Below are 22,661 nucleotides of genomic sequence, written 5' to 3'. Positions count from 1 at the left end.
AGCACCCAATTAACACGGTAGTATGAAGGCGTTTCCACGTTGTGAACCCGCTCTCTGGCGCGCATTTCATTGCGCGATGACCGCACGAGTCATTTCTCAAACCTTCTCAAGGTTCGCACACCACCACAAAAGATCTCTAAACATCGGCGAAAATTTGTTAGGCTTGCCAATTTAGCGCTGATATAAAGAACATCACTTTTCCAACATGCGTCTCGATAAATTTTTGTCCGCAACCACCGACATGTCTCGCCGTGAGGCGAGGTCCTGCGTGAAACGAGGTCGGGTAACTCTAAACGGGGCCATCGTTAAAGACTTTGCCATCGCCATCGATGGACATGCTCAAATCCATTTAAATGGTGAGTTGCTGTCTGCCTTACAGACCCGCTATCTAATGCTAAACAAGCCCAGTGGATACGTATGCACCTGGAAAGACGCTCATCACCCGCCGGTACAAGAGCTTCTAGAGTTACCAAAGCGTGAAAACTTACAAGTTGCGGGCCGCCTGGATGCTGATACAACTGGCTTGGTTCTACTAACCGACGATGGCAGCTGGAACCACTGGATCACCTCTCCTCGGAGGGAATGCTGGAAAGTATACCGCGTGGACTTGGCCGACAAAGTATCCCCACACATCATAGAGCAATTCGCGGAAGGTGTTCTTTTGCATGGAGAGCGCAAAAAAACACTCCCGGCAAAAACAGAAATTATCTCCGACCACTGTCTTCGTTTAACCCTACAGGAAGGCCGCTATCATCAAGTGAAACGCATGTGCGCTGCGACTGGAAACCGCGTTACCGCGCTACATCGTGAAGCCATTGGCGGTATTGTTCTTGACAATCACTTATCTTTTGGTGAGTTTCGAACGTTGAGTGAACAGGAAATTGCATCTGTTACACCGTCCACAAAGCAACAATAACTGATTTAAGAAAGACAATGACCGACCCCAGTGTTTCACTTCTCGTTTCCCGGCTATCCGCTGTTGAAGGCAGTAAGCTGCTGATCGCAGACGAGAACCTGACCCCCAGTCTGGCCAACCTGGTTGGAATCGATAAACTCCAGGTCATCACCAATCGCTTTGATATTTTTCAACAACTTCGGCAAGCAAACATTGACGTGACGCTGAATGATTTTGACTTGGTCTCACTCAATGGAAGCTTTGAAGCGATAGGCTATCGAGTCTCTAAAGAAAAGGCGATTACCCACCGGGTGATTAATCAAGCGTGGGGCAGTTTGAACGTTGGCGGAAGCCTTGTGCTTACCGGCGCAAAAAATGACGGCATAAAGACTTACGTTACCAAAGCGGGCAACTGCTTTGGTCAATCTGGCAAGGCACGCAAGTCAGGCAATGCCTATAGCGGAACCTTGCAACGCTCGGAGAACGACAAACCTGACGCTTGGCTTGACGATGACAACTACACGCACCTTAGAGCCATAGACTCTCTTCACGATCTCCCAATCATGAGCAAGCCCGGCTTATATGGCTGGAATAAAATCGATCAAGGCAGCCAGCTGTTGATGGATACAGCGGACTCATGGCGTGAACAGGTGTTAGATTCACCCACATCGATTTTAGACCTTGGCTGTGGCTACGGCTTCCTGACGGTCAGCACGTCTCGATGGCCAAATATTTCCAAACGTTCAGCCACGGACAACAATGTTGCAGCAATCAGTACCATCACGGAAAATGCGAAAATATTTGGTATTCCTGTCGATGCCACCTGTGACGATTGTGGCTCAAATCTTCAAGAGCAATTTGATCTTATTTTGTGCAACCCCCCTTTTCATCAAGGTTTTGCGACAGAAACCAGCCTGACGGAAAAATTTCTAAGTCACAGCCGACGCTTGCTAACCTCTCAGGGGTACGCGCTCTTTGTTGTCAATCGTTTCATACCCATCGAAGAGCGCGCTCAAGCGTACTTTCAACGCTGCACACTTCTTGCGGAAGACAATCGCTTCAAGGTAGTGGCGCTTTCTCTGTAAGCGTTATATCACCGCTCGGCTGATGCCACTACCCAACTCGACGATGACGCTTTAACACCTCGTAGGCGTGATTAATTTTCGCCGAACTGGCTTCGCTCCCGCCTCGATCAGGATGAGCTGCCATCATGCGTCGCCGGTACTGGCGCCGAATGTCTTCAGAGTCACTGTTAGCATCGCATCCCAATGCCTGCAGAGCCTCAACCACATCATCCTGGGTCAAATAACGCGCCCAAAAGTCATTGAGCAAGGCATCGACACTGTCGTCTGTGGATTGTCGAAAATTTTCCCAGTTAAGGTAGTAAGCAGATAACCCCAGACAAGAACTCTCTATCAACTCACCGTCGGTATCACGAGTTTCCAGGGCCTTGACCAGTGGACGAATGACAAGCGGAGAAATAGATACCCCCCCCATCCCTAGGCTTAGCCGCTGCTGATGGCAGGCATAAAGCGCATTCATCACGCAAAAATGCGTGCGAAACAGTGTCAGAGGCGTTGCACCATAATTCTCTGACAGGGCGCCACGAGCTACCAGCACACCTAAAAGTTCGTGTTCAGACAAAGGCCAAAGTGTCGGCTCTTCCAGAAGCGTCATGACAACAGGGTATAGCGGATTGTTCATAAACAACGAGGCTCCGACGAACAGTTCGTGTGCACGTTTTCACTAAGCCTAGCAAACTTGCCGGGCGGTAAAGCCACTCCCTGACAATTCACGTAACTATCACGATTCTCCAATTGTTTTGTTTTATGAGTCCTACGCCAACAACCAGCCCGACAGTCACAGAGCAACTTTTCGACAGCGGTGATGCGTATTTCGACGGCCTTATTGCGGATATCAACCAAGCTCGTAAACATATCGACCTGGAATGCTATATATTCGCGCGGGATACGATCGGCGACGCCGTTGCCGATGCACTCATTGAAGCCCACCATCGTGGTGTGGCAGTGCGGGTGCTGCTCGACGGCGTCGGCAGCTGGCGCGCAGGTGACTACTACGCTGAACGCCTGGAAGCTGTCGGCATCGAAGTAAAAATATTTCATCCGCTTCCCTGGCAAATACACCATTATCGCCGAGCCCTGCTGCGCGACACTTGGGTCAACAAGCTGGTGTATTTCTTCCGCCGTATCAATAATCGAGATCACCGCAAGCTCTGCATCATTGATCAAGACCGTTTTTGGACAGGCAGCTTCAATATCTGCGCAGACCATATCAGCGTCGCAGCTGGAGGCGCAGGCTGGAGAGACTATGGCTTGCGAGTAACGGGCCCCCTGGTCGCCGACATTCAACAAGATTTTGACAGACTCTGGAACCGACGCCGCCCTCGCCCCAGCAAAAGTTTGTTTCAGAGCTACTGGAGCAATTTCACCCTCAGAGCCAGACGCCGCAAGAGCCGTTTTTTGATAAAACGTATATTGCAGGCGAAAAATCGGGTGTGGATTGTGAGTGCCTATTTTGCGCCGTCTATCCGAGTCGTGAGGGGTTTACGCAAAGCCAGTAAGCGCGGAGTGGATGTACGGCTAGTCGTTCCCGCCAAATCCGACCATCAATTGTCTCGCGCTCTGACCAGCACCTACTATGCTGACCTATTAGCCGGAGGTGTTAAGGTCTACGAATACCAGCCGGCAATGATCCACGCAAAAGCATTGATTCTTGACGATCTGCACATCATCGGCAGCACCAACTTTAATCACCGTAGTTTTCTTCACGACTTGGAGCTCGATGTGGCTTTGCAGGAACCAGACAGCCAGCAAAAACTCCAACAATGGCTGCGGCGTGAGATGTCGGAATCTATCGCACTTGACGCAGCTTCCAGCCGTCAACGACTTTTGCGACGACTGTTCGGATGGTTTGCCATTCTACTGCGCTATTGGATGTGAATATGCCTCAAAAGATTAGAGTTCTCACCTATAACATTCACAAAGGTTTTACACGGGATAACCGCTCCTATGTCCTGGAGCACATTCGCAACGCCATTCGCCGAACCAATGCCGATCTCGTCGCATTACAGGAAGTCCAGGGGGAGCATAAAGAGCGAGCAAAACAAGTCGACGACTGGCACCCAGAAGGTCATTTTGAGTATTTGGCCGACAGCGTCTGGCAACATACCGCTTACGGCAAAAACGCCATTTATGAGGCCGGCCACCACGGCAACGCGCTGCTGTCAAAATATGCGTTTCAGCACCTCAAAAACGACGACATCAGTCTGACCCGCTATTCTCGTCGCTCAATTCTGCATGGAAAAATCGCCCCGACCGCTGCTACCTGCGTTCATGCCGCCTGTATTCATATGGGGTTTATGCCCCTGGAGCAATACCGACAGACACGAAAATTGCAGGACTGGTTAGCAGCGATCCCAGATGATGCGCCCTTGGTGCTTATGGGAGACTTCAACGATTGGCATCTGCGCATCCATCGCAGCCTATCGCAACGCAACAACCTTGAGGAAGCCGTAACCCGCTTCTACGGAAAATTGCAGCCAACCTACCCATCCCATCGCCCCCGCATGCCACTTGATCGCATTTATTTTCGCAATCTGGAAATCTCTCACTGCGAAGTTTGCCACGGAGAACCCTGGGCAGATTTGTCAGATCACTGTCCGATTCTCGCAGATCTAGAGTTCTAATTTCATTTAACGCGCCAAAATTAAGAAATACACCTCCTATTTTAGGTGAATCTCGGCAACTTTTATCTCCCAGAACTACACTAATAGCAGTGTTCATGTACTTTCCGTACAGCAAAAGGAGAAGCACACCGGTATGACACAAGCACAGGAACAATTGATTCGCAGACTGAGCGCTATGCCATGGATTTACTATGGCCTGAATCCCCCGGAGCAAAGCTGGGCAGACGATTGGCAACGTCAATTTCAGGCACAACTCACCGCTCCAGACACCCTATCGGTGGGAGGCGATTGCTTTATTGCACCCGACAGCCGATTCTTGTCTTCATCAGAGAGCGCAATTCACGTCGGCAACTGCTGCCAGATTGCTTGCGACAGCTTTTTAAAGGGCCCGCTTTATATCGCAGATCGGGTTGGTATCAATCGCGGTTGCCTACTCGATGGTGGGCGTGACGGCATTCACATCGGTGCGAATGGCTGGATTTCTCGCGATGCAAAGCTGATCAATAGCCGCTCCTTATTTCGCCAGCTTGATACCCATGTGGATGTCCCGCTCGCGGCGAGCGGTCCATTGATTATTGGGGAAGAAGTCTGGATCGGCGCCGGCGCGATCATTGGGCCCAGTATCACCATCGGTGACCGAGCGGTGATCAGCGCTGGCAGCATCGTCACCCGAGACGTCCCTGCTGACGGCAAGGTGGACAATGCGCCGACAACACCGAGTTTTACCCGGCGATAACGCCCGAGACTGTCTTTAATTGTTCTAGCCCCCGTCAATACTCGAGCCACGGCATTCTTGATTGCGTATAACTCTCCACATCAACGCGCAATCAGAGGAATTTACCGATGGAAACCAGCCATCATTCACTGAGCTCTCTGTTCGACCAACTTGGCTTACCAAGCTCATCGTCGGAGATTGACCGCTTTATCGACGAGCATCGCCCCCTCCCTCGACAGGTCGAATTACATGCAGCAACATTTTGGTCCGAATCTCAATCGAAATTCCTACAGCAAACTCTAAATGACGATGCGGATTGGGCAGAAATTGTCGACCAACTAAACACCCGACTGCGCTAGAGACATCAAATCTTCTGGGGCGAGCTTCGTTCAAGCCCCATAAAACCTGACACTATGGGATGCGCGACGCCGACCTTCTCTGCGATAGACCGTAGATGGAACCCCATTTGTCGAGAAGATTTACACGCCACGTACAATAACTCCCTCATTCTTCGTAGATTTACATCTAACTCTCTGATCTAAAAGAATTTTTAATTTTTGGCACCAAAGCTGCTCTAGTGACCTCAGAAGCCAATACCGGCTCTTACAGTTAACACCATCAGTCAGTGAAGGTCAGTCAGTATGAAGAAGTTTGTTGCCAGCCTGGGCGTCGCAGCCATCCTTACCACCAGTGCTGTACCCGCTTTGGCGTTCAGCCACCAGAAATATGAGAAAGAGCATCTGCCCAACCTTATCGAGTTGATGCGTAAAAAGCGTGCTCAGTTTCAGCAGTTGGATCACCATAAATTTGCCAAGCTGGAAGGCAAAAAATCGCACTTCCACAAGCATGGTCATCGTCCAGGCAAAGGTCCAAAAGCCTCCGTTGACGCTCCTGAGATCAATGCCGCTGGCGCAACCATTGCCCTCTCGCTGATCGCTGGCCTTATTTCTATCGCCCGCGAGCGGAAAGTCCGCCAAGACTGATAATCTGGCGCCAAATCGATGAAAAAGCCCCGGCCGCTCCTCCGGGGCTTTTTTTTGCCCGTCAGATTTGTAACCATTAACGTCCCACCAGGGCCTGCTCCAACTGAACGCCTGCAGAAGCCAGCCGCCAGGTAAAAGTCGCTCGAATTCACCAGTTGTCGCTATCAGTCTGCTATTCTTAAGCAGAATTCTTGTGGATAGTTCTGTGTTGTTACGCGCCCAATCGTTACCGGCAATCAGCCTCGCTCTCGCCGCGCTCCTCCTTCTGGAAATCCTCCTCATCAGTCAGTCTTTCGACGCTCGCATTCTGTTGGGTTCGGACCAACTTACAGGATTGGGACTCGGATTTGCCTATTTGGGTGATCTGGCTAAAGTGGGTGTGCTGACGTTATTTGTATTCGGATTTTTCCTATACCCACGTTATGGTGAATACCTAGAAGCGCTCCAAGCATCCTATTCCTTAAAACGCAGTCTGCTGTTTTTCGTCGCCCATCTCATCTGCCTGATTCCATTTTTCCTGGTCACTCAAATTATCTTTTCAAGCGCCGATACACAGCGATTGTCGCTAGGAATCTACAGCGCCTGGGCGGCCAGTGGCATTGCACTTCTTGTCTGCTGGTTATTGGTACTGGCGCCGACCTCGGTTTTAACGCAATTGCTCCGACGAGAGTGGTTAAGCCTTTTGGCTGCACTCATTATCGGTGCCGCAACCTGGCTGCTTGCGACGGCGAGCCAGGATTTTTGGGACCCCTTAGCAGACAAAACTTTTGCGGTGACTGTCTGGCTTTTGGGAGCTTATCCCGACGAACTCCTCTATGTGGACGCGTCTCGGAAAACACTTGGGCTCGGTGATTTTATCGTTTCAGTCGCCCCCGCGTGCTCCGGTTACGAAGGCATTGGGTTAATCAGTGCCTTCGTTGGGATCTATTTGTTTATCCATCGCCAAGAACTGCGCTTCCCACGTGCGCTTCTCCTATTTCCAATCGGTGCTTTGGTGATATGGCTGCTCAATAGCGCCCGCATCGCTCTTTTGGTCATGATCGGTTATCACTGGTCCCCGGACGTGGCTGTCGGTGGATTTCACTCACAAGCGGGTTGGATAACCTTTATCTTGACGTCTTTGGGCGTTCTCTGGTTCGCCAGCCGCAGCCACTGGTTGGCTCGTAACCCACTGCAAGCGACGCCTTCAAGCGGCAAAATGTCTCAACCGGTAGCGACCTTACTCCCCCTGGTCATACTTCTGGCGTTTACCTTGCTCAGCTCTGCCTTAGTCGCGGATTTCGATTACCTTTATCCCATCAGAGTGATTGCGGTGGCCGCGATTTTGATAAAAGTTTGGCCAATCCTGCAGTTAGGCCCCTATCGCCCTCGCCTTGAGGCGTTTATCGCAGCGGTTGTTGTCGCCGCCCTGTGGGTGATCCTGTTAGGCCAAAATATGGAGGCTAATCAGAAGTTCGTAGAGGGCTTCAGCAGTATGCCCCTGGGATGGGCGCTGGTGTGGCTAGCATTTCGCTTTGTGGGTTCTGCGATTACCGTGCCCATCGCTGAAGAGCTGGCATTCCGAGGTTATTTGCTGTGTCGTTTTTCTCGACACCCTCTGTTGTTAAAAGGCAGACTCCCTTGGGATATTGCAGCCATTTTACTGTCTTCATTAGCATTCGGTGCGCTTCACAACGCCTGGTTGGCCGGCTCGGTCGCGGGCGTTATTTACGCGCTGGTACGTCTTCGAACCGGGCATGTCGGCGATGCCATTCTCGCCCACGCGGGTACAAACGGGTTACTGTGCATTTATGCTGCTACGACCGGAAACTGGTCCGTACTCTAGCGTAAAAAATCTATACGCCAGACTCAAAAAAGAGATGTCGAGAAGATTTACACGCCACGTACAATAACTCCCTCATTCTTCGTAGATTTACATCTAACCCTTTGACCCAAAAGAAATTTTAATTTTTGGCACCAAAGCTGCTCTAGTGACCTCAGAAGCCAATACCGGCTCTTACAGTTAACACCATCAGTCAGTGAAGGTCAGTCAGTATGAAGAAGTTTGTTGCCAGCCTGGGCGTCGCAGCCATCCTTACCACCAGTGCTGTACCCGCTTTGGCGTTCAGCCACCAGAAATATGAGAAAGAGCATCTGCCCAACCTTATCGAGTTGATGCGTAAAAAGCGTGCTCAGTTTCAGCAGTTGGATCACCATAAATTTGCCAAGCTGGAAGGCAAAAAATCGCACTTCCACAAGCACGGCCATCTTCCAGGCAAAGGTCCAAAAGCCTCCGTTGACGCTCCTGAGATCAATGCCGCTGGTGCAACCATCGCTCTCTCCCTGATCGCCGGCCTTATCTCTATCGCCCGCGAGCGGAAAGTCCGCCAAGACTGATAATCTGGCGCCAAATCGATGAAAAAGCCCCGGCCGCTCCTCCGGGGCTTTTTTTCGCAACGACTTTTTGTCGGGATTAATTTCCGAGCAGGTTTTTGACTTCATCCATAGCGCGCTTGGTGTCTTCTTCACCCAGCTTTTCCTTAAGCTTTTCTTGCAGCGCTTCTGTCGCCTTACCTTTCGCCTCTTTTGTTACATAATCCTGAACGGCTTTTTTCGCAGTTGCCAAGACGGGTTTCAGCGCTTCCGCTGCCAACTGTTCCGGCGTCAGACCGTTTTCCGCAGATCCCAGATTCTCTAGAGAGATAGATGGAAGATCCAACTCAGCATCTCCGAGCTGCTCAGACGATAACTGGATTTTCCCTCCCGCAAAGGTGAATTTCTTCACTGCAAGCAACACAGGTTCGCTCGCTCCAGTATCTTCTTCTGCTGGAACCTGCTCAGAGGAACCCGCCCCGGATGTCACCTTATCTAACAAAGCTTGCAGATTGTTGTCCGTGAGATTCTTTTGCTCTGCCAGCAATTGAATGTCACTGATGAGTACCTCGTTGATGACCTTAACGTCCCCCCCGATACTGGCGGGGTCAATCTCAACGGCGACGGCACCCAAACTGATGGCGTTTGCATCACTGAAGCCTTCAGGGTTGTGAACGGTTAGATTATGCAACTCTGCACGCCCGTCTTTAAGAGTGATGTCGACTTCCTGCAAGCCTACCTCAGTTCCCAAAACTCGGGGCCCAACCTCTTCCACGGTGGTTTTCACAATCTTGTCGAGATTTCCTAACACCACGCCAAATACCACCGCCACCAGTAATACAATGACGATGACAACGCCGAGTAGTATTTTCAATGCTTTCATTGCTTTCAGTTCCTTGCTTTAGAAAGATAAAATGACAAGCGACGAACAACAGGGTACGTCTGCCTTTCAAATGTGCTCAATGCCCTCAGGCGCTTTGGGAGTCTGGGGTCTGGTATCTGGCCGCGCTTGCTGTTCCGATTGCTTTTGCTCCTGGGGCGCCGGCTCGCTGATGTCGCCCTCTTGCTCTTTAAGAGCTTCTCGCGCCGACTCAAGCTCGTCTTCAATCGAATTCATCAACGTCTGCCAACCATCGATGATCGCACCATTGGCCTGTCGCACAACGCCCTGAATACTGGACTCATCCAAAGCCTTTACCTGTCCACGCAGTTCATCCACTTCGGCTCTGAGCCCTGCGACCTCTTCTCGCAACTGTGCAGAACTCGCCATCGACTTCTCGAGCTGATAGTGGCTATCCATGTAGGCAAGGCCCAGAGCAATCAATAACAACAGGCCAATGGCAGCAACAATTCGTTTCATAGGATCTCTAATCTCACCTCAGGACTCAAAAGCACATTCAACGTCATCGACCGCCTCGCGCCCCATTTTTGTGACAGATGAACGACCGCCCCAGGGCTTTTGATCTCATCAATGTTGGCCAGTTCCCGCAACCTAAATGGCCAATATCCGGAAACTGGGGAATTTTTTGCCCTCAAGCATGCCCAATAAAAGCGAAACTGGTTAAAATTCGCCCTTTGAACTGCAGTATCCCACGCGTTACCGCATTGTACGTGGACACACCATAATTACGTCAATATGAAAGCACTTTTTAAGAACTCTTTGCCCTTACGTCGCACCCTTCACGCGGTCACGCTGATTGCGCTGACACTGTCTCTACCAGCCGCGGCCCAAGACGATGGCACAACACTCGAAAATCTCTCTTGGCTAGATCGGCAGTATCTGGAAAAGCAAACTGAAAAAATCGATGACATCGCCCGACTGCAATTAGGTATGCAATTGCACGGGAATCACGACGATCTTGAGATACTGCAGCGCATCATTTACAAAGGGCTCATCGCAAAAGACGATGTATCAGGCTTACAGGCAATGGGCGCAGTACTCGGCAACATAATGGTGGAAGAAATTGGGTTGGAATGGAAAGTCTATGAAGACCGGGTTGGACGCAGCCGTGCCACATGTGTGCCCAACTCGTCAGATTGCCTGTTCCCGATAACAATGCTGTCACGACGCATGGAAGTAGGCCTGCTTCCGGACGTCAATAAAGTTTACAGTGAAGCCAAAGACATGATCACCCCTCGCCTGCCCAAGAATCCCTATTTTACCGAATAATTAGAATGAGATTGTCTCTTGCTCGATGGCTAGCATACCGCTATCGTTAACGCCGTCCTTTAAAAACGAACGATTGTCTGCTGTCGGTGACTGTTTTCTTTCAAATCTTAGGATGAACAACCCAGCAGATACTCATCGTTCGATGGGTAGATTGTTGCCTCAATCTGCCTTCAGACAAGCATCCCTGCCACTCCATTTAGCCAACGTCGGAAGCAAAACATGGAAGAAGAATTAGCAGCGAACCTGGAACAGGCACAAGAAATTTACAACATGATCATCGAGTTTTTTGTGAAGTACAGCTTCCAAATTCTCGGTGCAATTATTGTACTACTGATTGGAATCTTCATTGCCCGCAAAGTTGGCAATACGGTCTTAAAACTCTGCCAGAAGAAAAATCTCGATGTCACCCTGAGCCGCTTTATCGCCTCCACGGTGAGAATCATCATTGTGGTCATGGTCGCGGTCATCGCACTGGGCAAACTGGGTATCAGTGTAACGCCTTTTGTCGCGGCCATAGGTGCAGCCTCTCTCGGTGCAGGTCTTGCAGTACAAGGGCTTCTGTCAAACTACAGTGCGGGTCTCAACATCATTTTAGCTCGCCCCTTTATCGTAGGAGACACCATATCTGTTCAGGGCGTGACCGGTCAGGTAGAAGAAGTCCATTTGGCAATGACGGTTCTCACCAACGAAGATGACATCAGGATTACCATTCCAAACAAGCATATCGTCGGCGAGATCATTCACAATTCATTCTCCAACACCTTGGCAGAATTGAGCATCGGTATCGCTTACAGTGAAGATCCTGAAGTCGCCATAGCAGTAATCGAAAAAGCCCTGGAATCAACGGGCGGCTACGACACGGCCAAACCACCGAAGGTCGGCATAGAGTCTTTTGGTGATAGCAGCGTGAATATCGGCATCCGGACATGGATACCGACGAAGACTTACTTTGAGAATTCCTATCGGCTGAATAAAGCAATTTTTGCTGCGTTACGGCAGAACAACATCGATATTCCTTTCCCGCAACAGGAAGTCAGAGTCCTCAACCCCGGCGATTTCGCCAACCAGACCAAAGAAACAACATAAAACCGATTAGCACCAGATTACCGCAGGATGAAATCATCCTGCGTTTTTGGAAAGGTGCTAACCGGTATTTATCAGTAAGCGGCTTCAGCGTTTATCGGGCGATCAGGGTCCGAATCGTCTTTTAGTAGGGCCAGCTCGCGTCTCACGCGCTTCAACTCGACCTGGTAAAACTGCAGTTTAACAAAAAGGTCCTCGAGCTCTTCAGTAAACAACGCAATATCAACGTCATCGCGAGCACGAAACTTTTTGCGATTAATCTGAGCATATTTACGCAGTGACTGACTGTAGAGCCGTAAAAACTTTGTCTCTTCCTGCATGCACTGCCACTGTCTGTACAGCGAACTTTCATGAATCTTTGGCAAAATCGGTATTCTCAATCCACCTGTCCTCAACGAGGTTGATACAGTTAAGGCCAATCGAAAAATCCTTGTGAAAGGATTATTACAATGTAGATAGTTTGGCTCAAATTTCGAAAAATGGTAGAAATTGACGAAAACTTTTTTGCCTCATAAGGCATGTTGAAATAGACGAAAAACCACCGATGAGAATCACATCTCTCGACTGGAGCTTTGCTTTTCAATCAGCAATGCTTTGATCTCATCCAATTGCCTTTGAAGATCTTTCAGCTCCGGCTCTCCGGCCTCTTCCGCTTCCAGCTTTGCAACACGCTGATGTTCTTCTTCCAAGACGTTGACGATAATGCCGATCACCATGTTTAGAAACGCGAATGCCGTCAAAAAAATGAACGAGATATAATACAGCCAGCTCAAGGGATAGACTTCCATGGTGGCGTACATCACGTCCGTCCAATCTTCGAAGGTCATCACCCGAAAAAGTGTTAATAAGCTGAGAGCAATATCGCCCCAAAGCGTCTCATCCACACTTGCAAACAATGTACTGCCAATAGCCGCATAGATATAAAAGATGATGAACAGCATTGCCATCACGTAGCCAAGCTGAGGCATCGCCCGCATTAACGAATTCAGCAGCAACCGCAACTCGGGGATGATCGACACCATCCTCAAGACTCGGAAGATTCGAATTAACCGTCCAACAACCGACATTTCGCTATTGTCGATAGGCACCAGACTGACAATAACGATGAGGGAATCAAAGAGGTTCCATCCGTTGCGAAAAAAATTACGTTTGTCCGGCTCACCCAGAAACCGAATAATAATTTCTGTAAGGAAGATGATTGTGATCAGCCAGTCGAGGACGGTCACAAGTCTAATCAAAGGTGTCGGCAACTCGTAGGTTTTTACACCAACGACCAACGCTGAAAATATAATAATGAAAATAACAAAGGCTTCGAAAAACTTATTCGAGCGAATTCGGAAAAAGCGCTCTTGCAGCTGCGTGCTAAGGGTTGTACTCATGGAAGACAATAACTCAAAACGAAAAATTGGGGAAAATAATCAGTCCACCAGACAGGTTAAAGAAAAGCTCTTCGCTTCAGCATCCGTCCATTCGCTATTGGCTTTTTCCATCATCATTTCACACCATGCCTCGCCGACCAGTGGCTCTGGCTCTGGTTCTGGTTCTGGCTCAGACACCAGAGTCAGTCCTACCATAGCAACCAGCAAGCCGACCAATAATAAAACCAAGACTCCAAGATATTTTTTCAACGATCCCCCCCTGCAGATATATCGTGTTCTGAGGTCATGCTTAACGCAACCATTCTGCTAGGTCGAGAGCGTAGTAAGTAATAATCAACTGGCAGCCTGCTCGCTTAAACGCCGTCATAGTCTCCATTACGATGGCTTGCTCTTCAATGACTCCCGCGTTTGCTGCGGCTTTAATCATGGCGTACTCACCGCTGACATGGTAAACCGCGAGAGGACGTGAACACTCCTGATGTATCCGTTGAATAATGTCCAAATACGCCAGGCCAGGCTTAACCATAAGAATATCGGCACCTTCCGCCTCATCAAGCACCGATTCAGCGACAGCCTCCTGCCCATTCGCCGGGTCCATCTGGTAGGTACTGCGTGTTCCTTTGAAAGTACTGTCCACGGCATCGCGAAAAGGCCCGTAGAAAGCGGAAGCAAACTTGGTCGAATAAGACATGATGGGAATATGGCTATATCCGGCCTCGTCGAGCCCCTGTCGAATAGCCGCCACCATGCCATCAATCATTGTGGATGGCGCAATCATATCGGCGCCGGCGCGCGCAGCAACCACGGCTTGTTTTTGCAAGTTCGCCAAGGTTAGATCATTATCGAGATCGATTCGCCCGCCCGGTTGGGCCGAGACGACGCCACAGTGTCCGTGATCCGTATATTCACAAAAACAATTGTCGCTGATCACCAACATTTCCGGAACAGCTGCCTTCGCCGTCCGAATAAACCTTGCCATCAGTCCGTTTTCATCCCAGGTATCGGACCCACAGTCATCTTTATTTCGGGAAACCCCAAACAGTAGGACTGCTTTAATGCCTTTCTGCCAAACCTGCTGAACCACATCAGCCAATTGTGACTCAGGATAGCGAAACACTCCCGGCATACTGGAAATTTCTACCGGCTGGTCGATACCTTCTTCGATAAACAACGGTAGAATAAAATCATCAACAGTAATCTGAGTTTCCCGCACCAATGCGCGCAGGGTGTCAGTTTGTCGCAAACGCCGAAATCGAAAAGGAGGTGTTGTTAACCTGGACATGGAAAAACCTGTGATCAAAAAACAAAAACGTCACTCAAGCCGCGCCGAAGTGACGTATCGATTGAAAGACGTCTTTACTGGCGACGCCAGCGAGTCCCCTCGCGAGAGTCTTCCAATACAATGCCTGCGGCGCTCAGTGTTGCGCGTACTTCATCAGCACGTGCATAATTTTTATCCAGCTTGGCCTGCTGCCGCTCAGCGATTAATGCCTCAACGTCTTCTGCTGAAATTTCGCCTTCCGCACTGGCCTGCGTAAACCAAGCTTCCGGATTCTCTCGAAGAACCCCGATAAACTCACCCGCCTGCAGCATATCGCCTTTTATCTTGGCCTGGATTTCAGGGTCTTCCTCTCTGTGCAGCCGTCGGGCCATCTGGTGCAATTCACTGATCGCCAGAGGGGTATTGAGGTCATCTAGCAGCGCTTTGTAAAACGTTGTTGAGCGCAGATCACCACTCATATCTGCCGGTACGTTGACCACCTGCCGCAATGCGTTGTAAATGGAGTCGAGACTTGCGCGCGACTGCTCCAACAATCCGGCAGAGAAGTCTAACTCCGAACGATATTGAGCAGAATGCAAGGCAAAGCGGATAACTTCACCGGGGTATTTATCCAGCAATTCACGAACGGTAAAAAAATTGCCCAGCGATTTGGACATCTTCTCGCCGTCGATATTGATGTAGCCGTTATGCATCCAGTAGCGCACATACTCCGCTCCGCCATGCGCACAGCGACTCTGGGCGATCTCGTTTTCGTGATGAGGGAAAATCAGATCCCTGCCACCGCCGTGAATATCAATCGTTTCGCCGAGGTGAGTTTCAATCATGGCGCTACATTCCAGGTGCCAGCCGGGACGACCAAAACCGAATGGGCTGTCCCAACCAGGTTCACCGTTGTTTGAGGGCTTCCACAAGACAAAATCGTTTCCGTTCTTCTTGTAACTTGCAACCCAAACCCTTGCACCCGCCAGCATATCTTCCGGTGTCCGGTTCGACAGCTCGCCATAATTTTTCATCGAATAAACGTCGAAAAGAACATGACCGTCCGCCTTATAGGCATGCCCACTCTTAAGCAGCCTCTCGATCATCGAGATCATCTGCGGAATGTGTTCTGTAGCATAGGGCACCAAAGTCGGCTCTAGCGTATTTAACTGCTGCAGATCCTTTTTATACTCCAGCGCATAGCGCTGGGAAATATCGACAATGGACTCACCGCTTTCGTCCGCAGCTCGCATAATCTTATCGTCGATATCCGTAATGTTGCGGGCGTAAATAACCTCAGGATATTCAGAGCGCAGCACACGAAATAAGGTATCGAAAACCACCGCTGGGCGCGCATTGCCGATGTGGATCAGGTTGTAAACCGTTGGACCACACACGTACATGGTGATGCGCTCAGGATCCAGAGGTTCAAACAGTTCTTTGGTGCGCGCTTTGGTGTTGTATAAATGTAACGCCATAACAGGGTGTCTTACCTTATGTTGATGTGAGCGTATCTCCGCTCGATGTATATCATACCTTGTTTGCCCAATTGTCTTTGAGGCCGATGGTACGATTGAATACCGGCATCTCGGCAGTGGTATAGCGGCTGTCCAGACAAAAATAACCTTCGCGCTCGAATTGATAGCTTTTTTCGTTTTCCGCTGTCAGCAAACTGGCTTCAGCCTTGCAACCGCTTAATATGACCAAGGATTCGGGATTGAGGAAATCGAGAAAGTTCTTATCCCCCGAATCCGGCTGCGGGTCATTAAAGAGACGATCATAAAGGCGAACCTCGCAATTAATACTGGTTTGCACAGGTACCCAGTGGATAACACCACGCGGCCGCACCCCCTCGGGAGGGTTCTCGCCAACGGTACCCGGCACTACGCTGGCCAGGATCCCGGAGACATTACCGGCCTCATCCCGCTCGATGTCATCCGCGCGAATGACATAACCGCCTCGCAATCGAACATAATCCCCCGGCACCAGGCGTTTGAACTTTTTACGCGACAAACTGCTGTCTTCATTGAAATCGTCGCGGTCAATGTAAACTTCCCGCCCCATTTCAAGGATTCGCTCCCCCATCGATGGATCGTTAGGATGCACCGGCAGATGCAAGGTCTCGCAATGATCTTCCGGCAGGTTCGTCAACGTCACTTTCAATGGTTGCAGAACACACATGGCACGAGGTGCGACCTGATTGAGGTCGTCGCGCACACAGAACTCCAGCTGCCCCATATCGATCGTACTAGCAGCCTTGGTGACACCGATCATGTCGCAAAAATTACGCAGTGAGGCCGGTGTGTAGCCCCGGCGACGCATGCCCGAAATGGTCGGCATACGCGGATCATTCCAACCATCGACATGGCTCTCATCTACCAGCTGTTTTAATTTGCGCTTAGACGTCACTGTGTAATTAAGTTCCAAGCGAGCAAATTCATACTGTCGCGGTTCCACAGGAACGGGCAGATGCTCGATAAACCATTCATACAATGGCCGGTGGTCAGCGAATTCCAAGGTGCAAATCGAGTGGGTCACCCCCTCGATAGCGTCTTCCTGGCCGTGGGCATAATCATACGTTGGGTAGATGCACCACTTATCGCCGGTCTGGTGATGGCTCACCTTACGAATTCGGTAGAGCGCCGGGTCTCGCAGATTCATGTTTGGGCTGGCCATGTCAATCTTGGCGCGCAAAGTACAGCTGCCCTCATCGAATTCGCCCAGTCGCATTTTCTCAAAATCCGCCAAATTCTCTTCAACACTGCGGTCGCGCCATGGACTGTCTTTTCCCGGCTTGGTCGCCCAGCCGCGATATTCTTTTACTTCTGCAGCCGTTTGATGGCAAACATACGCCTTTCCCGCCCGAATAAGATGTAACGCCCACTCGTAAAGCGTGTCGAAATATGAAGACGCGTAGCGGACGTCTCCTCCCCAGGTGAAGCCGAGCCAGCGCACATCGGCCATGATCGACTCGACGTATTCCTGCTCCTCTTTGGCAGGGTTCGTATCGTCAAAGCGCAGGTTACACTGGCCTCCAAATTTTTCCGCCAATCCAAAATTCAGGCAAATGGACTTGGCGTGGCCAACGTGCAGGTAGCCGTTTGGCTCGGGAGGAAATCGGGTGATCAGCTTTGCGGTCTTACCGCTATCGAGATCAGCCTGAATGATTTGTTCGATAAAATTGAGGGGCTTTTTAGGCTCTGAATGATGTTCGCTCATGCGTTTCCAGTTCGTGATAATGATGCACAAATTATCATCGTGGGCCGGTGAACCGGCATTGGTAAATCGTGTATTATAGCCGTCTCATGCTGAGTGAAGCACCCATGATTGTCTTTTTAGAGGCAATATTTCCCTATATGACGCCCTGTAAACTCCCCTCCGACCGGAAGTTACGCGACTGGGGGAAACCTTGGGCAAAATACCACCACCAATCATGACGAATTGATGCCCGCGGCCCCTGAGCACCGGGCGAATCACCGCAATAGAGGATTACTGATGATTACCTTACACACCAATTTTGGCGACATCGCCCTGGAACTGGACTTTGAAAAAGCACCCAAAACCGCCGCCAACTTCAAGCAGTACGCTGAGGACGGCTTCTATGACGGTACGATTTTTCACCGGGTCATCAACAATTTCATGATCCAAGGTGGTGGATTCACAGCAGACATGGAACAGAAAAAAACCCGCGAGCCCGTTGAAAACGAGGCGGACAACGGTTTGGCCAATGACGTTTACACGATTGCCATGGCCCGCACAATGGATCCTCACAGCGCAACTGCTCAATTTTTCATCAACGTCAAAGACAATGACTTCCTGAACTTTTCCGGCAAAAACACTCAAGGCTGGGGCTACTGCGTGTTTGGTAAAGTCGTTTCCGGTACCGAAGTGGTCGATAAAATCAAAGGGGTCAAAACGACCAGTGCTGCCGGCCACCAGGATGTTCCAGCTGAAGCAGTTATTATTGATAAAGTTACTGTCGGCGAATAACTCCCCTCTCGCCGAAATCACCAGGCTGCCAGTTGTTGGCAGCCCCGCCATGCGCCCACGGTTACTATGAGCAGAATATTTATTTCCGACCTCCATTTAGAAGAGGCACGGCCCGATATTACGTCGGCATTCGAACGCTTTCTGAGCCAGCGAGCCAATGAAGTGAAGGAGCTTTATATTCTCGGTGACTTCTTTGAAGTGTGGCTTGGTGACGATGATCTATCCGACTTCAATGTGCACATTGCGGCCTGCCTGAGACGTTACACGGAATCGGGTCATAAGGTCTTTCTGATGGTTGGCAATCGCGACTTCCTACTGGGCGAAGCCTTCGCCCAGAGCTGCAACGCAACCTTGTTGGCCGACCCCACGCAGATTCGTGTGGCAGACAAACCAACGCTGTTGATGCATGGTGACAGTCTATGCACTGGCGATAGCGAGTATATGGCCTTTCGACAAATGTCTCGCTCCCCGGAATGGCAGCAACATATGCTGTCTCGAACCCTGGAAGAACGCCGAGCTTTTGCTCGTCAGGTTCGAGCTCAAAGCCAGAATGCGAACAGCATGAAGGCCGAGGATATCATGGACGTCACACCTGCCGAGGTCATCAATACCATGGAATCCTATCAGGTTACCCAGCTTATCCACGGGCACACCCACCGCCCTGCACGACACCCTGTTACAACCCAAGATGCTGATGCAGAACGCATAGTACTCGGCGACTGGGATACCCAGTGCTGGTGGCTCAGAGAATCAGATGCTGGCGACCTGGAATTGCAACATTGCCCGCTTAGTGACGTGTAATTGCGCGATATAGATTCAAATGGACGCCTTTCTCGTCGAACCCATCGCCAGAATCCGCACCCCTTACCCGGAAAAGTTTGCCATCCCACGTCAGCCTGGCCTCGTCTCTGCCGCCAGCGCACAGGTTGAATTACTGCCACCTTTTAATCGCGAAGAGTTACTGCGTGGCTTAGAGGGCTTTAGTCACATCTGGCTGCTATTTCAGTTCCATCAAACACCCGACAATGCTCGTATGACGGTAAGACCTCCTCGACTTGGGGGCAATCAACGACTGGGAGCCTTCGCTACGCGAAGCCCGTTTCGGCCAAATCGTATTGGCATGTCTGTGGTTAAACTGAATCAGGTTATCTGCCGGCAGCAACAATGGTGCCTTGACGTGGACGGTTGTGATTTATTGGATTTAACGCCGATTGTTGATATCAAGCCCTATATTCCCTATTGCGATGCAGTGCCAGAAGCAACCGCCAGCTACGCCGACGCTCCCCCTCCAGGAGACAGATCCGTCGTCTTTTCTAAAGATGCCGAGGTCCATCTAACCGCAATCGCAATGAGCTATCCAGAACTACGCCAACTGATCGAGCAACTGTTACGGCAAAAACCGGAGCCCGCCTACCATCGCAACAGCTCAAGAATCTATGGCATGCAACTCTACGATGTGAACGTACGCTGGCAGTGGCAAGGTAATACTGCATCGGTGATCTCAGTGCTGAGGGCTTCTGAGCAAGAAGACCCTACGACGACGCCTTAATCGCCTCCCAAATAGCCAAGGTCCGCTTAGCTTCCTCAACGTGTAAAATTTCAACCAGTTTGCCATCAACGAGAACCACAGCGCTTCCCTGCACCTCAGCTTCCTGCCAAGCGACCAGAATTTTTTCTGCCCGCTCGACCTCGAGAGAATGAGGGCTATACACCTCGTTAGCCGCGGACAGCTGCTTAGGGTGAATCAAAGACTTGCCGTCAAATCCAAGTTGCCGCCCCTGCTCACAAGCCAAACGAAAACCGACATCATCCTGTAGATCCAGGTACACCCCGTCGATAATATCCAGATTGTTTGCTCTCGCCGCGATAACACACCGACTCAAGGCATATAAAAATCCGATTCTGTCCGCGGTGTGAGGAACGCGCAATTCTTTCGCTAAATCCGATGTCCCCATCATCAACAAGGTCAATCGTGGATCCGCTGCGGCAATTTCCTCTACCGCGATAACACCTGCTGGCGTTTCGATCATAGCCCAGATATCTGGTCCACTGCCCTCTACCGACTGATTCAGCATCGCACTGACGGTTGCGATTTCCTGAGCACTTTCCACCTTTGGCAGACACACCGCCGCAATGGGGGCATCCACAAAAGCCGCAATGTCATCCATCCCCCATGGAGTGGAGAGGCCATTCACACGGACGACAAGCTCCCGGTTACCGTAGCCACCTGCTTGCACCATGCTCAGTATTTGTTGACGCGCCTCGGCTTTTTGTGATGGCGCGACGGCATCTTCCAGGTCGAGCACCAGACTATCTGCGGGCAGTGTTTTGGCCTTTTCCAGCGCCCTGGCATTGGAGCCGGGCATATATAGCACCGAGCGGCGTGGTCTCAGCGAATGGGAATCTGCCATTATTCACTCCTTGTTTGGCTTGCAGTCGTCAGCAGCGAGTCTACGCGAAAGCGAACACATTTTCTTAATCCTCTCGGAAGAAAAAACGTTAGCTGGCGTTTTGTTTACTTGTTACACATCAACAGCCACGGACGACACCACTGCTAAGGTTAAAAATCAACCAACCAGAGGCTCCCTGTGCTGTCACTTATCGCCAAACTCTCTCGCTCCTTAGCGAGCAGCTTTCGAGACCTGATCCCTATTTTGGCTGTCATCGTGTTTTTTCAGGTTTTCATTCTGCAACAACCGCTCCCCAACGTCGCCCAGCTTTTCATCGGCGTATTGCTGGTTGTTTTCGGGCTGACCTTTTTTATTCTCGGCCTGGAGCAAGGGCTTTTCCCGATTGGTGAAACTATGGCCCATACCTTTGCCCGGCAGGGCAAACTCCTGTCCCTGCTCGTCTTCGCATTCTCACTGGGTTTTGGCACGACCGTCGCAGAGCCCGCACTGATTGCCGTCGCCGCAGAGGCTGCTGCCATTGCAGCCGAAGGTGGTGTCATCAACGATAATATGGATGCTCGTGATGGCTACGCCCTGGGGTTGAGGCTAACTGTCGCGGTGGCTGTCGGCATCGCCATCGTCATCGGCGTATTGCGAATTCTGCGCGGCTGGCCCATTCAATGGCTGATTATCGGCGGCTATATTTTGGTGGTCATTTTGACCTTGTTTGCCCCTGCGGAAATCATCGGTATTGCCTACGACTCAGGCGGAGTGACCACTTCCACGATAACCGTGCCTCTGGTAACCGCGCTCGGCGTGGGATTAGCGTCGTCAATCAAAGGACGTAACCCCATGCTCGACGGATTTGGCTTAATCGCGTTTGCGTCGCTGACACCAATGATGTTTGTAATGATCTTCGGCATGGTGGTGGCATGACGTTTTTGCTACTGCTCCTCTCCACCTTAGTGGGTACAGTGCGCGATGTTCTTCCCATCGCTGTCATTATTTTTGTCTTTCAGACGCTCGTGATTCGCCGTAAGCCTGCTCATCTGGGTCGCATACTCGTGGGCTTTGTATGGGTTCTGATCGGTCTGTCGTTCTTTCTGATGGGACTGGAACTCTGCCTCTTCCCCCTCGGGCGCTTGATGGCGGAACAACTCACTGCCCCGGCGTTTCTCTACAGCAACGACCCGGTACAAATCGCTGCGGCTGCTGCGACCGCAGTAAACTGGCGGGACTACCTTTGGGTCTACATTTTTGGCTTTTTCATTGGCTTTAGCACAACCATCGCTGAGCCATCACTGATGGCTGTCGCCATCAAAGCACGAGAAGTCTCTGGTGGCGCCATCAGCATCTGGGGACTAAGAATCGCAGTTGCACTGGGTGTTGCTGTGGGTATCTCACTGGGCTGCTATCGCATCGTCGTTGGCGCGCCGCTTCATGGGTACATCATCGTCGGCTATCTTCTCGTGGTCTTACAAACCGCAACAGCCCCCAAAATGATCATTCCTCTTGCCTATGACTCGGGCGGTGTCACCACGTCTACAGTGACAGTGCCGTTGGTTGCGGCTCTTGGTCTTGGACTTGCCGAAACCGTGCCCGGACGTAGCCCATTATTGGACGGCTTTGGTTTGATTGCCTTTGCCAGCCTCTTCCCCATTATTTCAGTGATGGCCTACGCGCAGCTCTCCCAGGCCATAACCCGCTTCAGTGGACGCAGATCCGAGGTGTAATGCC

General features: G+C 50.8%; 26 protein-coding genes. 16 read left to right on the top strand and 10 right to left on the bottom strand.

The genetic code is table 11. The features are described from left to right. Nucleotides 1–205 precede the first annotated feature (205 nt). On the top strand, nucleotides 206–916 hold the full coding sequence (locus tag ACXAFR_RS10295; RefSeq protein WP_475176357.1) for a pseudouridine synthase: 711 nt from the start codon (nucleotides 206–208) through the stop codon (nucleotides 914–916). Nucleotides 917–933: 17 nt separating this feature from the next. Next, on the top strand, nucleotides 934–1,980 hold the full coding sequence (locus ACXAFR_RS10290; RefSeq protein ID WP_475176354.1) for a class I SAM-dependent methyltransferase: 1,047 nt from the start codon (nucleotides 934–936) through the stop codon (nucleotides 1,978–1,980). Between the two features lie 28 nt (nucleotides 1,981–2,008). Here ACXAFR_RS10290 and ACXAFR_RS10285 read toward each other — a convergent pair whose 3' ends face one another. Next, nucleotides 2,009–2,599, bottom strand: a complete 591-nt coding sequence (locus ACXAFR_RS10285; protein WP_475176353.1) for a DNA-J related domain-containing protein — start codon at nucleotides 2,597–2,599, stop codon at nucleotides 2,009–2,011. Nucleotides 2,600–2,724: 125 nt separating this feature from the next. Between ACXAFR_RS10285 and ACXAFR_RS10280 the strand changes: the two genes are divergently transcribed. From ACXAFR_RS10280 to ACXAFR_RS10250, 7 genes are all read left to right on the top strand, one after another. Further along, nucleotides 2,725–3,855: a phospholipase D-like domain-containing protein gene (locus ACXAFR_RS10280; RefSeq protein ID WP_475176352.1), complete on the top strand. Its 1,131-nt coding sequence runs from the start codon at nucleotides 2,725–2,727 to the stop codon at nucleotides 3,853–3,855. A 2-nt stretch (nucleotides 3,856–3,857) separates the two neighbouring features. After that, nucleotides 3,858–4,601, top strand: coding sequence for an endonuclease/exonuclease/phosphatase family protein (locus ACXAFR_RS10275; RefSeq protein ID WP_475176349.1), 744 nt, complete (start codon nucleotides 3,858–3,860; stop codon nucleotides 4,599–4,601). A 133-nt stretch (nucleotides 4,602–4,734) separates the two neighbouring features. Then, complete coding sequence (locus ACXAFR_RS10270; protein ID WP_475176346.1) at nucleotides 4,735–5,337, top strand: acyltransferase; 603 nt, start codon at nucleotides 4,735–4,737, stop codon at nucleotides 5,335–5,337. Nucleotides 5,338–5,444: 107 nt separating this feature from the next. Next, nucleotides 5,445–5,675 carry a DUF2789 domain-containing protein gene (locus ACXAFR_RS10265; RefSeq protein WP_475176344.1) on the top strand — a complete coding sequence of 77 codons (231 nt, stop codon included), beginning with the start codon at nucleotides 5,445–5,447 and terminating at the stop codon, nucleotides 5,673–5,675. Between the two features lie 282 nt (nucleotides 5,676–5,957). Then, entirely contained in the window at nucleotides 5,958–6,299 is a 342-nt protein-coding gene (locus tag ACXAFR_RS10260; RefSeq protein ID WP_475176340.1) for a hypothetical protein, read from the top strand. Nucleotides 6,300–6,492: 193 nt separating this feature from the next. Next, nucleotides 6,493–8,124 (top strand): exosortase E/protease, VPEID-CTERM system, encoded by a 1,632-nt coding sequence (gene xrtE, locus ACXAFR_RS10255; protein ID WP_475176338.1) that lies wholly within the window; start codon nucleotides 6,493–6,495, stop codon nucleotides 8,122–8,124. Nucleotides 8,125–8,333: 209 nt separating this feature from the next. Beyond that, nucleotides 8,334–8,675: a hypothetical protein gene (locus tag ACXAFR_RS10250; RefSeq protein ID WP_475176335.1), complete on the top strand. Its 342-nt coding sequence runs from the start codon at nucleotides 8,334–8,336 to the stop codon at nucleotides 8,673–8,675. Between the two features lie 76 nt (nucleotides 8,676–8,751). On the opposite strand, the gene ACXAFR_RS10245 is transcribed toward ACXAFR_RS10250, so the two are convergent. Continuing rightward, nucleotides 8,752–9,534 carry a DUF748 domain-containing protein gene (locus ACXAFR_RS10245; protein WP_475176334.1) on the bottom strand — a complete coding sequence of 261 codons (783 nt, stop codon included), beginning with the start codon at nucleotides 9,532–9,534 and terminating at the stop codon, nucleotides 8,752–8,754. Nucleotides 9,535–9,600: 66 nt separating this feature from the next. Beyond that, complete coding sequence (locus ACXAFR_RS10240) at nucleotides 9,601–10,011, bottom strand: hypothetical protein (protein WP_475176332.1); 411 nt, start codon at nucleotides 10,009–10,011, stop codon at nucleotides 9,601–9,603. Between the two features lie 276 nt (nucleotides 10,012–10,287). Here ACXAFR_RS10240 and ACXAFR_RS10235 point away from each other — a divergent pair, with 276 nt between their 5' ends. Further along, entirely contained in the window at nucleotides 10,288–10,821 is a 534-nt protein-coding gene (locus ACXAFR_RS10235; RefSeq protein ID WP_475176327.1) for a DUF3806 domain-containing protein, read from the top strand. A gap of 219 nt (nucleotides 10,822–11,040) precedes the next feature. Next, nucleotides 11,041–11,907: a mechanosensitive ion channel family protein gene (locus ACXAFR_RS10230; RefSeq protein WP_475176325.1), complete on the top strand. Its 867-nt coding sequence runs from the start codon at nucleotides 11,041–11,043 to the stop codon at nucleotides 11,905–11,907. A gap of 71 nt (nucleotides 11,908–11,978) precedes the next feature. Here the strand turns inward: ACXAFR_RS10230 and ACXAFR_RS10225 are convergent, their stop codons facing one another. From ACXAFR_RS10225 to ACXAFR_RS10200, 6 genes are all read right to left on the bottom strand, one after another. Continuing rightward, nucleotides 11,979–12,224 (bottom strand): hypothetical protein, encoded by a 246-nt coding sequence (locus ACXAFR_RS10225; RefSeq protein WP_475176323.1) that lies wholly within the window; start codon nucleotides 12,222–12,224, stop codon nucleotides 11,979–11,981. 231 nt (nucleotides 12,225–12,455) lie between these two features. Continuing rightward, complete coding sequence (locus ACXAFR_RS10220) at nucleotides 12,456–13,283, bottom strand: ion transporter (protein ID WP_475176320.1); 828 nt, start codon at nucleotides 13,281–13,283, stop codon at nucleotides 12,456–12,458. Nucleotides 13,284–13,322: 39 nt separating this feature from the next. After that, nucleotides 13,323–13,532 (bottom strand): DUF3012 domain-containing protein, encoded by a 210-nt coding sequence (locus ACXAFR_RS10215; RefSeq protein WP_475176318.1) that lies wholly within the window; start codon nucleotides 13,530–13,532, stop codon nucleotides 13,323–13,325. A gap of 40 nt (nucleotides 13,533–13,572) precedes the next feature. Next, nucleotides 13,573–14,565, bottom strand: a complete 993-nt coding sequence (hemB, locus tag ACXAFR_RS10210; protein WP_475176317.1) for a porphobilinogen synthase — start codon at nucleotides 14,563–14,565, stop codon at nucleotides 13,573–13,575. Nucleotides 14,566–14,639: 74 nt separating this feature from the next. Continuing rightward, nucleotides 14,640–16,022, bottom strand: coding sequence for a cysteine--tRNA ligase (cysS, locus tag ACXAFR_RS10205; RefSeq protein WP_475176314.1), 1,383 nt, complete (start codon nucleotides 16,020–16,022; stop codon nucleotides 14,640–14,642). A gap of 52 nt (nucleotides 16,023–16,074) precedes the next feature. Beyond that, nucleotides 16,075–17,763 carry a glutamine--tRNA ligase/YqeY domain fusion protein gene (locus ACXAFR_RS10200; protein WP_475176312.1) on the bottom strand — a complete coding sequence of 563 codons (1,689 nt, stop codon included), beginning with the start codon at nucleotides 17,761–17,763 and terminating at the stop codon, nucleotides 16,075–16,077. Between the two features lie 276 nt (nucleotides 17,764–18,039). Between ACXAFR_RS10200 and ACXAFR_RS10195 the strand changes: the two genes are divergently transcribed. The 3 genes from ACXAFR_RS10195 to tsaA all read left to right on the top strand — a co-directional run bounded on the left by ACXAFR_RS10195 (nucleotide 18,040) and on the right by tsaA (nucleotide 20,083). Next, nucleotides 18,040–18,534: a peptidylprolyl isomerase gene (locus ACXAFR_RS10195; protein ID WP_475176311.1), complete on the top strand. Its 495-nt coding sequence runs from the start codon at nucleotides 18,040–18,042 to the stop codon at nucleotides 18,532–18,534. 66 nt (nucleotides 18,535–18,600) lie between these two features. After that, complete coding sequence (locus tag ACXAFR_RS10190; protein WP_475176309.1) at nucleotides 18,601–19,335, top strand: UDP-2,3-diacylglucosamine diphosphatase; 735 nt, start codon at nucleotides 18,601–18,603, stop codon at nucleotides 19,333–19,335. Nucleotides 19,336–19,354: 19 nt separating this feature from the next. After that, nucleotides 19,355–20,083 carry a tRNA (N6-threonylcarbamoyladenosine(37)-N6)-methyltransferase TrmO gene (gene tsaA / locus ACXAFR_RS10185; RefSeq protein ID WP_475176307.1) on the top strand — a complete coding sequence of 243 codons (729 nt, stop codon included), beginning with the start codon at nucleotides 19,355–19,357 and terminating at the stop codon, nucleotides 20,081–20,083. Here the strand turns inward: tsaA and ACXAFR_RS10180 are convergent. Continuing rightward, nucleotides 20,067–20,945: an HpcH/HpaI aldolase/citrate lyase family protein gene (locus ACXAFR_RS10180; RefSeq protein ID WP_475176305.1), complete on the bottom strand. Its 879-nt coding sequence runs from the start codon at nucleotides 20,943–20,945 to the stop codon at nucleotides 20,067–20,069. The two genes, tsaA and ACXAFR_RS10180, sit on opposite strands and share 17 nt — an antisense overlap. A 177-nt stretch (nucleotides 20,946–21,122) precedes the next feature. Here ACXAFR_RS10180 and ACXAFR_RS10175 point away from each other — a divergent pair, with 177 nt between their 5' ends. Further along, on the top strand, nucleotides 21,123–21,860 hold the full coding sequence (locus ACXAFR_RS10175) for a DUF1538 family protein (RefSeq protein ID WP_475176304.1): 738 nt from the start codon (nucleotides 21,123–21,125) through the stop codon (nucleotides 21,858–21,860). Further along, nucleotides 21,857–22,657, top strand: a complete 801-nt coding sequence (locus ACXAFR_RS10170; protein WP_475176301.1) for a DUF1538 domain-containing protein — start codon at nucleotides 21,857–21,859, stop codon at nucleotides 22,655–22,657. The genes ACXAFR_RS10175 and ACXAFR_RS10170 overlap by 4 nt, the downstream gene beginning before the upstream one ends. Nucleotides 22,658–22,661: the final 4 nt, after the last annotated feature.

The sequence above is a fragment of the Pseudomaricurvus sp. ABR4_320 genome, assembly GCF_056159445.1.
This window is presented reverse-complemented; position numbering and strand designations above follow the sequence as displayed.

Bases quoted from the DNA above. Each gene is read 5' to 3' on its own strand.
- ACXAFR_RS10295 (WP_475176357.1), top strand. From the start codon at position 206: ATGCGTCTCGATAAATTTTTGTCCGCAACCACCGACATGTCTCGCCGT.
- ACXAFR_RS10290 (WP_475176354.1), top strand. From the start codon at position 934: ATGACCGACCCCAGTGTTTCACTTCTCGTTTCCCGGCTATCCGCTGTT.
- ACXAFR_RS10285 (WP_475176353.1), bottom strand. From the start codon at position 2,599: ATGAACAATCCGCTATACCCTGTTGTCATGACGCTTCTGGAAGAGCCG.
- ACXAFR_RS10280 (WP_475176352.1), top strand. From the start codon at position 2,725: ATGAGTCCTACGCCAACAACCAGCCCGACAGTCACAGAGCAACTTTTC.
- ACXAFR_RS10275 (WP_475176349.1), top strand. From the start codon at position 3,858: ATGCCTCAAAAGATTAGAGTTCTCACCTATAACATTCACAAAGGTTTT.
- ACXAFR_RS10270 (WP_475176346.1), top strand. From the start codon at position 4,735: ATGACACAAGCACAGGAACAATTGATTCGCAGACTGAGCGCTATGCCA.
- ACXAFR_RS10265 (WP_475176344.1), top strand. From the start codon at position 5,445: ATGGAAACCAGCCATCATTCACTGAGCTCTCTGTTCGACCAACTTGGC.
- ACXAFR_RS10260 (WP_475176340.1), top strand. From the start codon at position 5,958: ATGAAGAAGTTTGTTGCCAGCCTGGGCGTCGCAGCCATCCTTACCACC.
- ACXAFR_RS10250 (WP_475176335.1), top strand. From the start codon at position 8,334: ATGAAGAAGTTTGTTGCCAGCCTGGGCGTCGCAGCCATCCTTACCACC.
- ACXAFR_RS10245 (WP_475176334.1), bottom strand. From the start codon at position 9,534: ATGAAAGCATTGAAAATACTACTCGGCGTTGTCATCGTCATTGTATTA.
- ACXAFR_RS10240 (WP_475176332.1), bottom strand. From the start codon at position 10,011: ATGAAACGAATTGTTGCTGCCATTGGCCTGTTGTTATTGATTGCTCTG.
- ACXAFR_RS10235 (WP_475176327.1), top strand. From the start codon at position 10,288: ATGAAAGCACTTTTTAAGAACTCTTTGCCCTTACGTCGCACCCTTCAC.
- ACXAFR_RS10230 (WP_475176325.1), top strand. From the start codon at position 11,041: ATGGAAGAAGAATTAGCAGCGAACCTGGAACAGGCACAAGAAATTTAC.
- ACXAFR_RS10225 (WP_475176323.1), bottom strand. From the start codon at position 12,224: ATGCAGGAAGAGACAAAGTTTTTACGGCTCTACAGTCAGTCACTGCGT.
- ACXAFR_RS10220 (WP_475176320.1), bottom strand. From the start codon at position 13,283: ATGAGTACAACCCTTAGCACGCAGCTGCAAGAGCGCTTTTTCCGAATT.
- hemB (WP_475176317.1), bottom strand. From the start codon at position 14,565: ATGTCCAGGTTAACAACACCTCCTTTTCGATTTCGGCGTTTGCGACAA.
- cysS (WP_475176314.1), bottom strand. From the start codon at position 16,022: ATGGCGTTACATTTATACAACACCAAAGCGCGCACCAAAGAACTGTTT.
- ACXAFR_RS10200 (WP_475176312.1), bottom strand. From the start codon at position 17,763: ATGAGCGAACATCATTCAGAGCCTAAAAAGCCCCTCAATTTTATCGAA.
- ACXAFR_RS10195 (WP_475176311.1), top strand. From the start codon at position 18,040: ATGATTACCTTACACACCAATTTTGGCGACATCGCCCTGGAACTGGAC.
- ACXAFR_RS10190 (WP_475176309.1), top strand. From the start codon at position 18,601: ATGAGCAGAATATTTATTTCCGACCTCCATTTAGAAGAGGCACGGCCC.
- tsaA (WP_475176307.1), top strand. From the start codon at position 19,355: ATGGACGCCTTTCTCGTCGAACCCATCGCCAGAATCCGCACCCCTTAC.
- ACXAFR_RS10180 (WP_475176305.1), bottom strand. From the start codon at position 20,945: ATGGCAGATTCCCATTCGCTGAGACCACGCCGCTCGGTGCTATATATG.
- ACXAFR_RS10170 (WP_475176301.1), top strand. From the start codon at position 21,857: ATGACGTTTTTGCTACTGCTCCTCTCCACCTTAGTGGGTACAGTGCGC.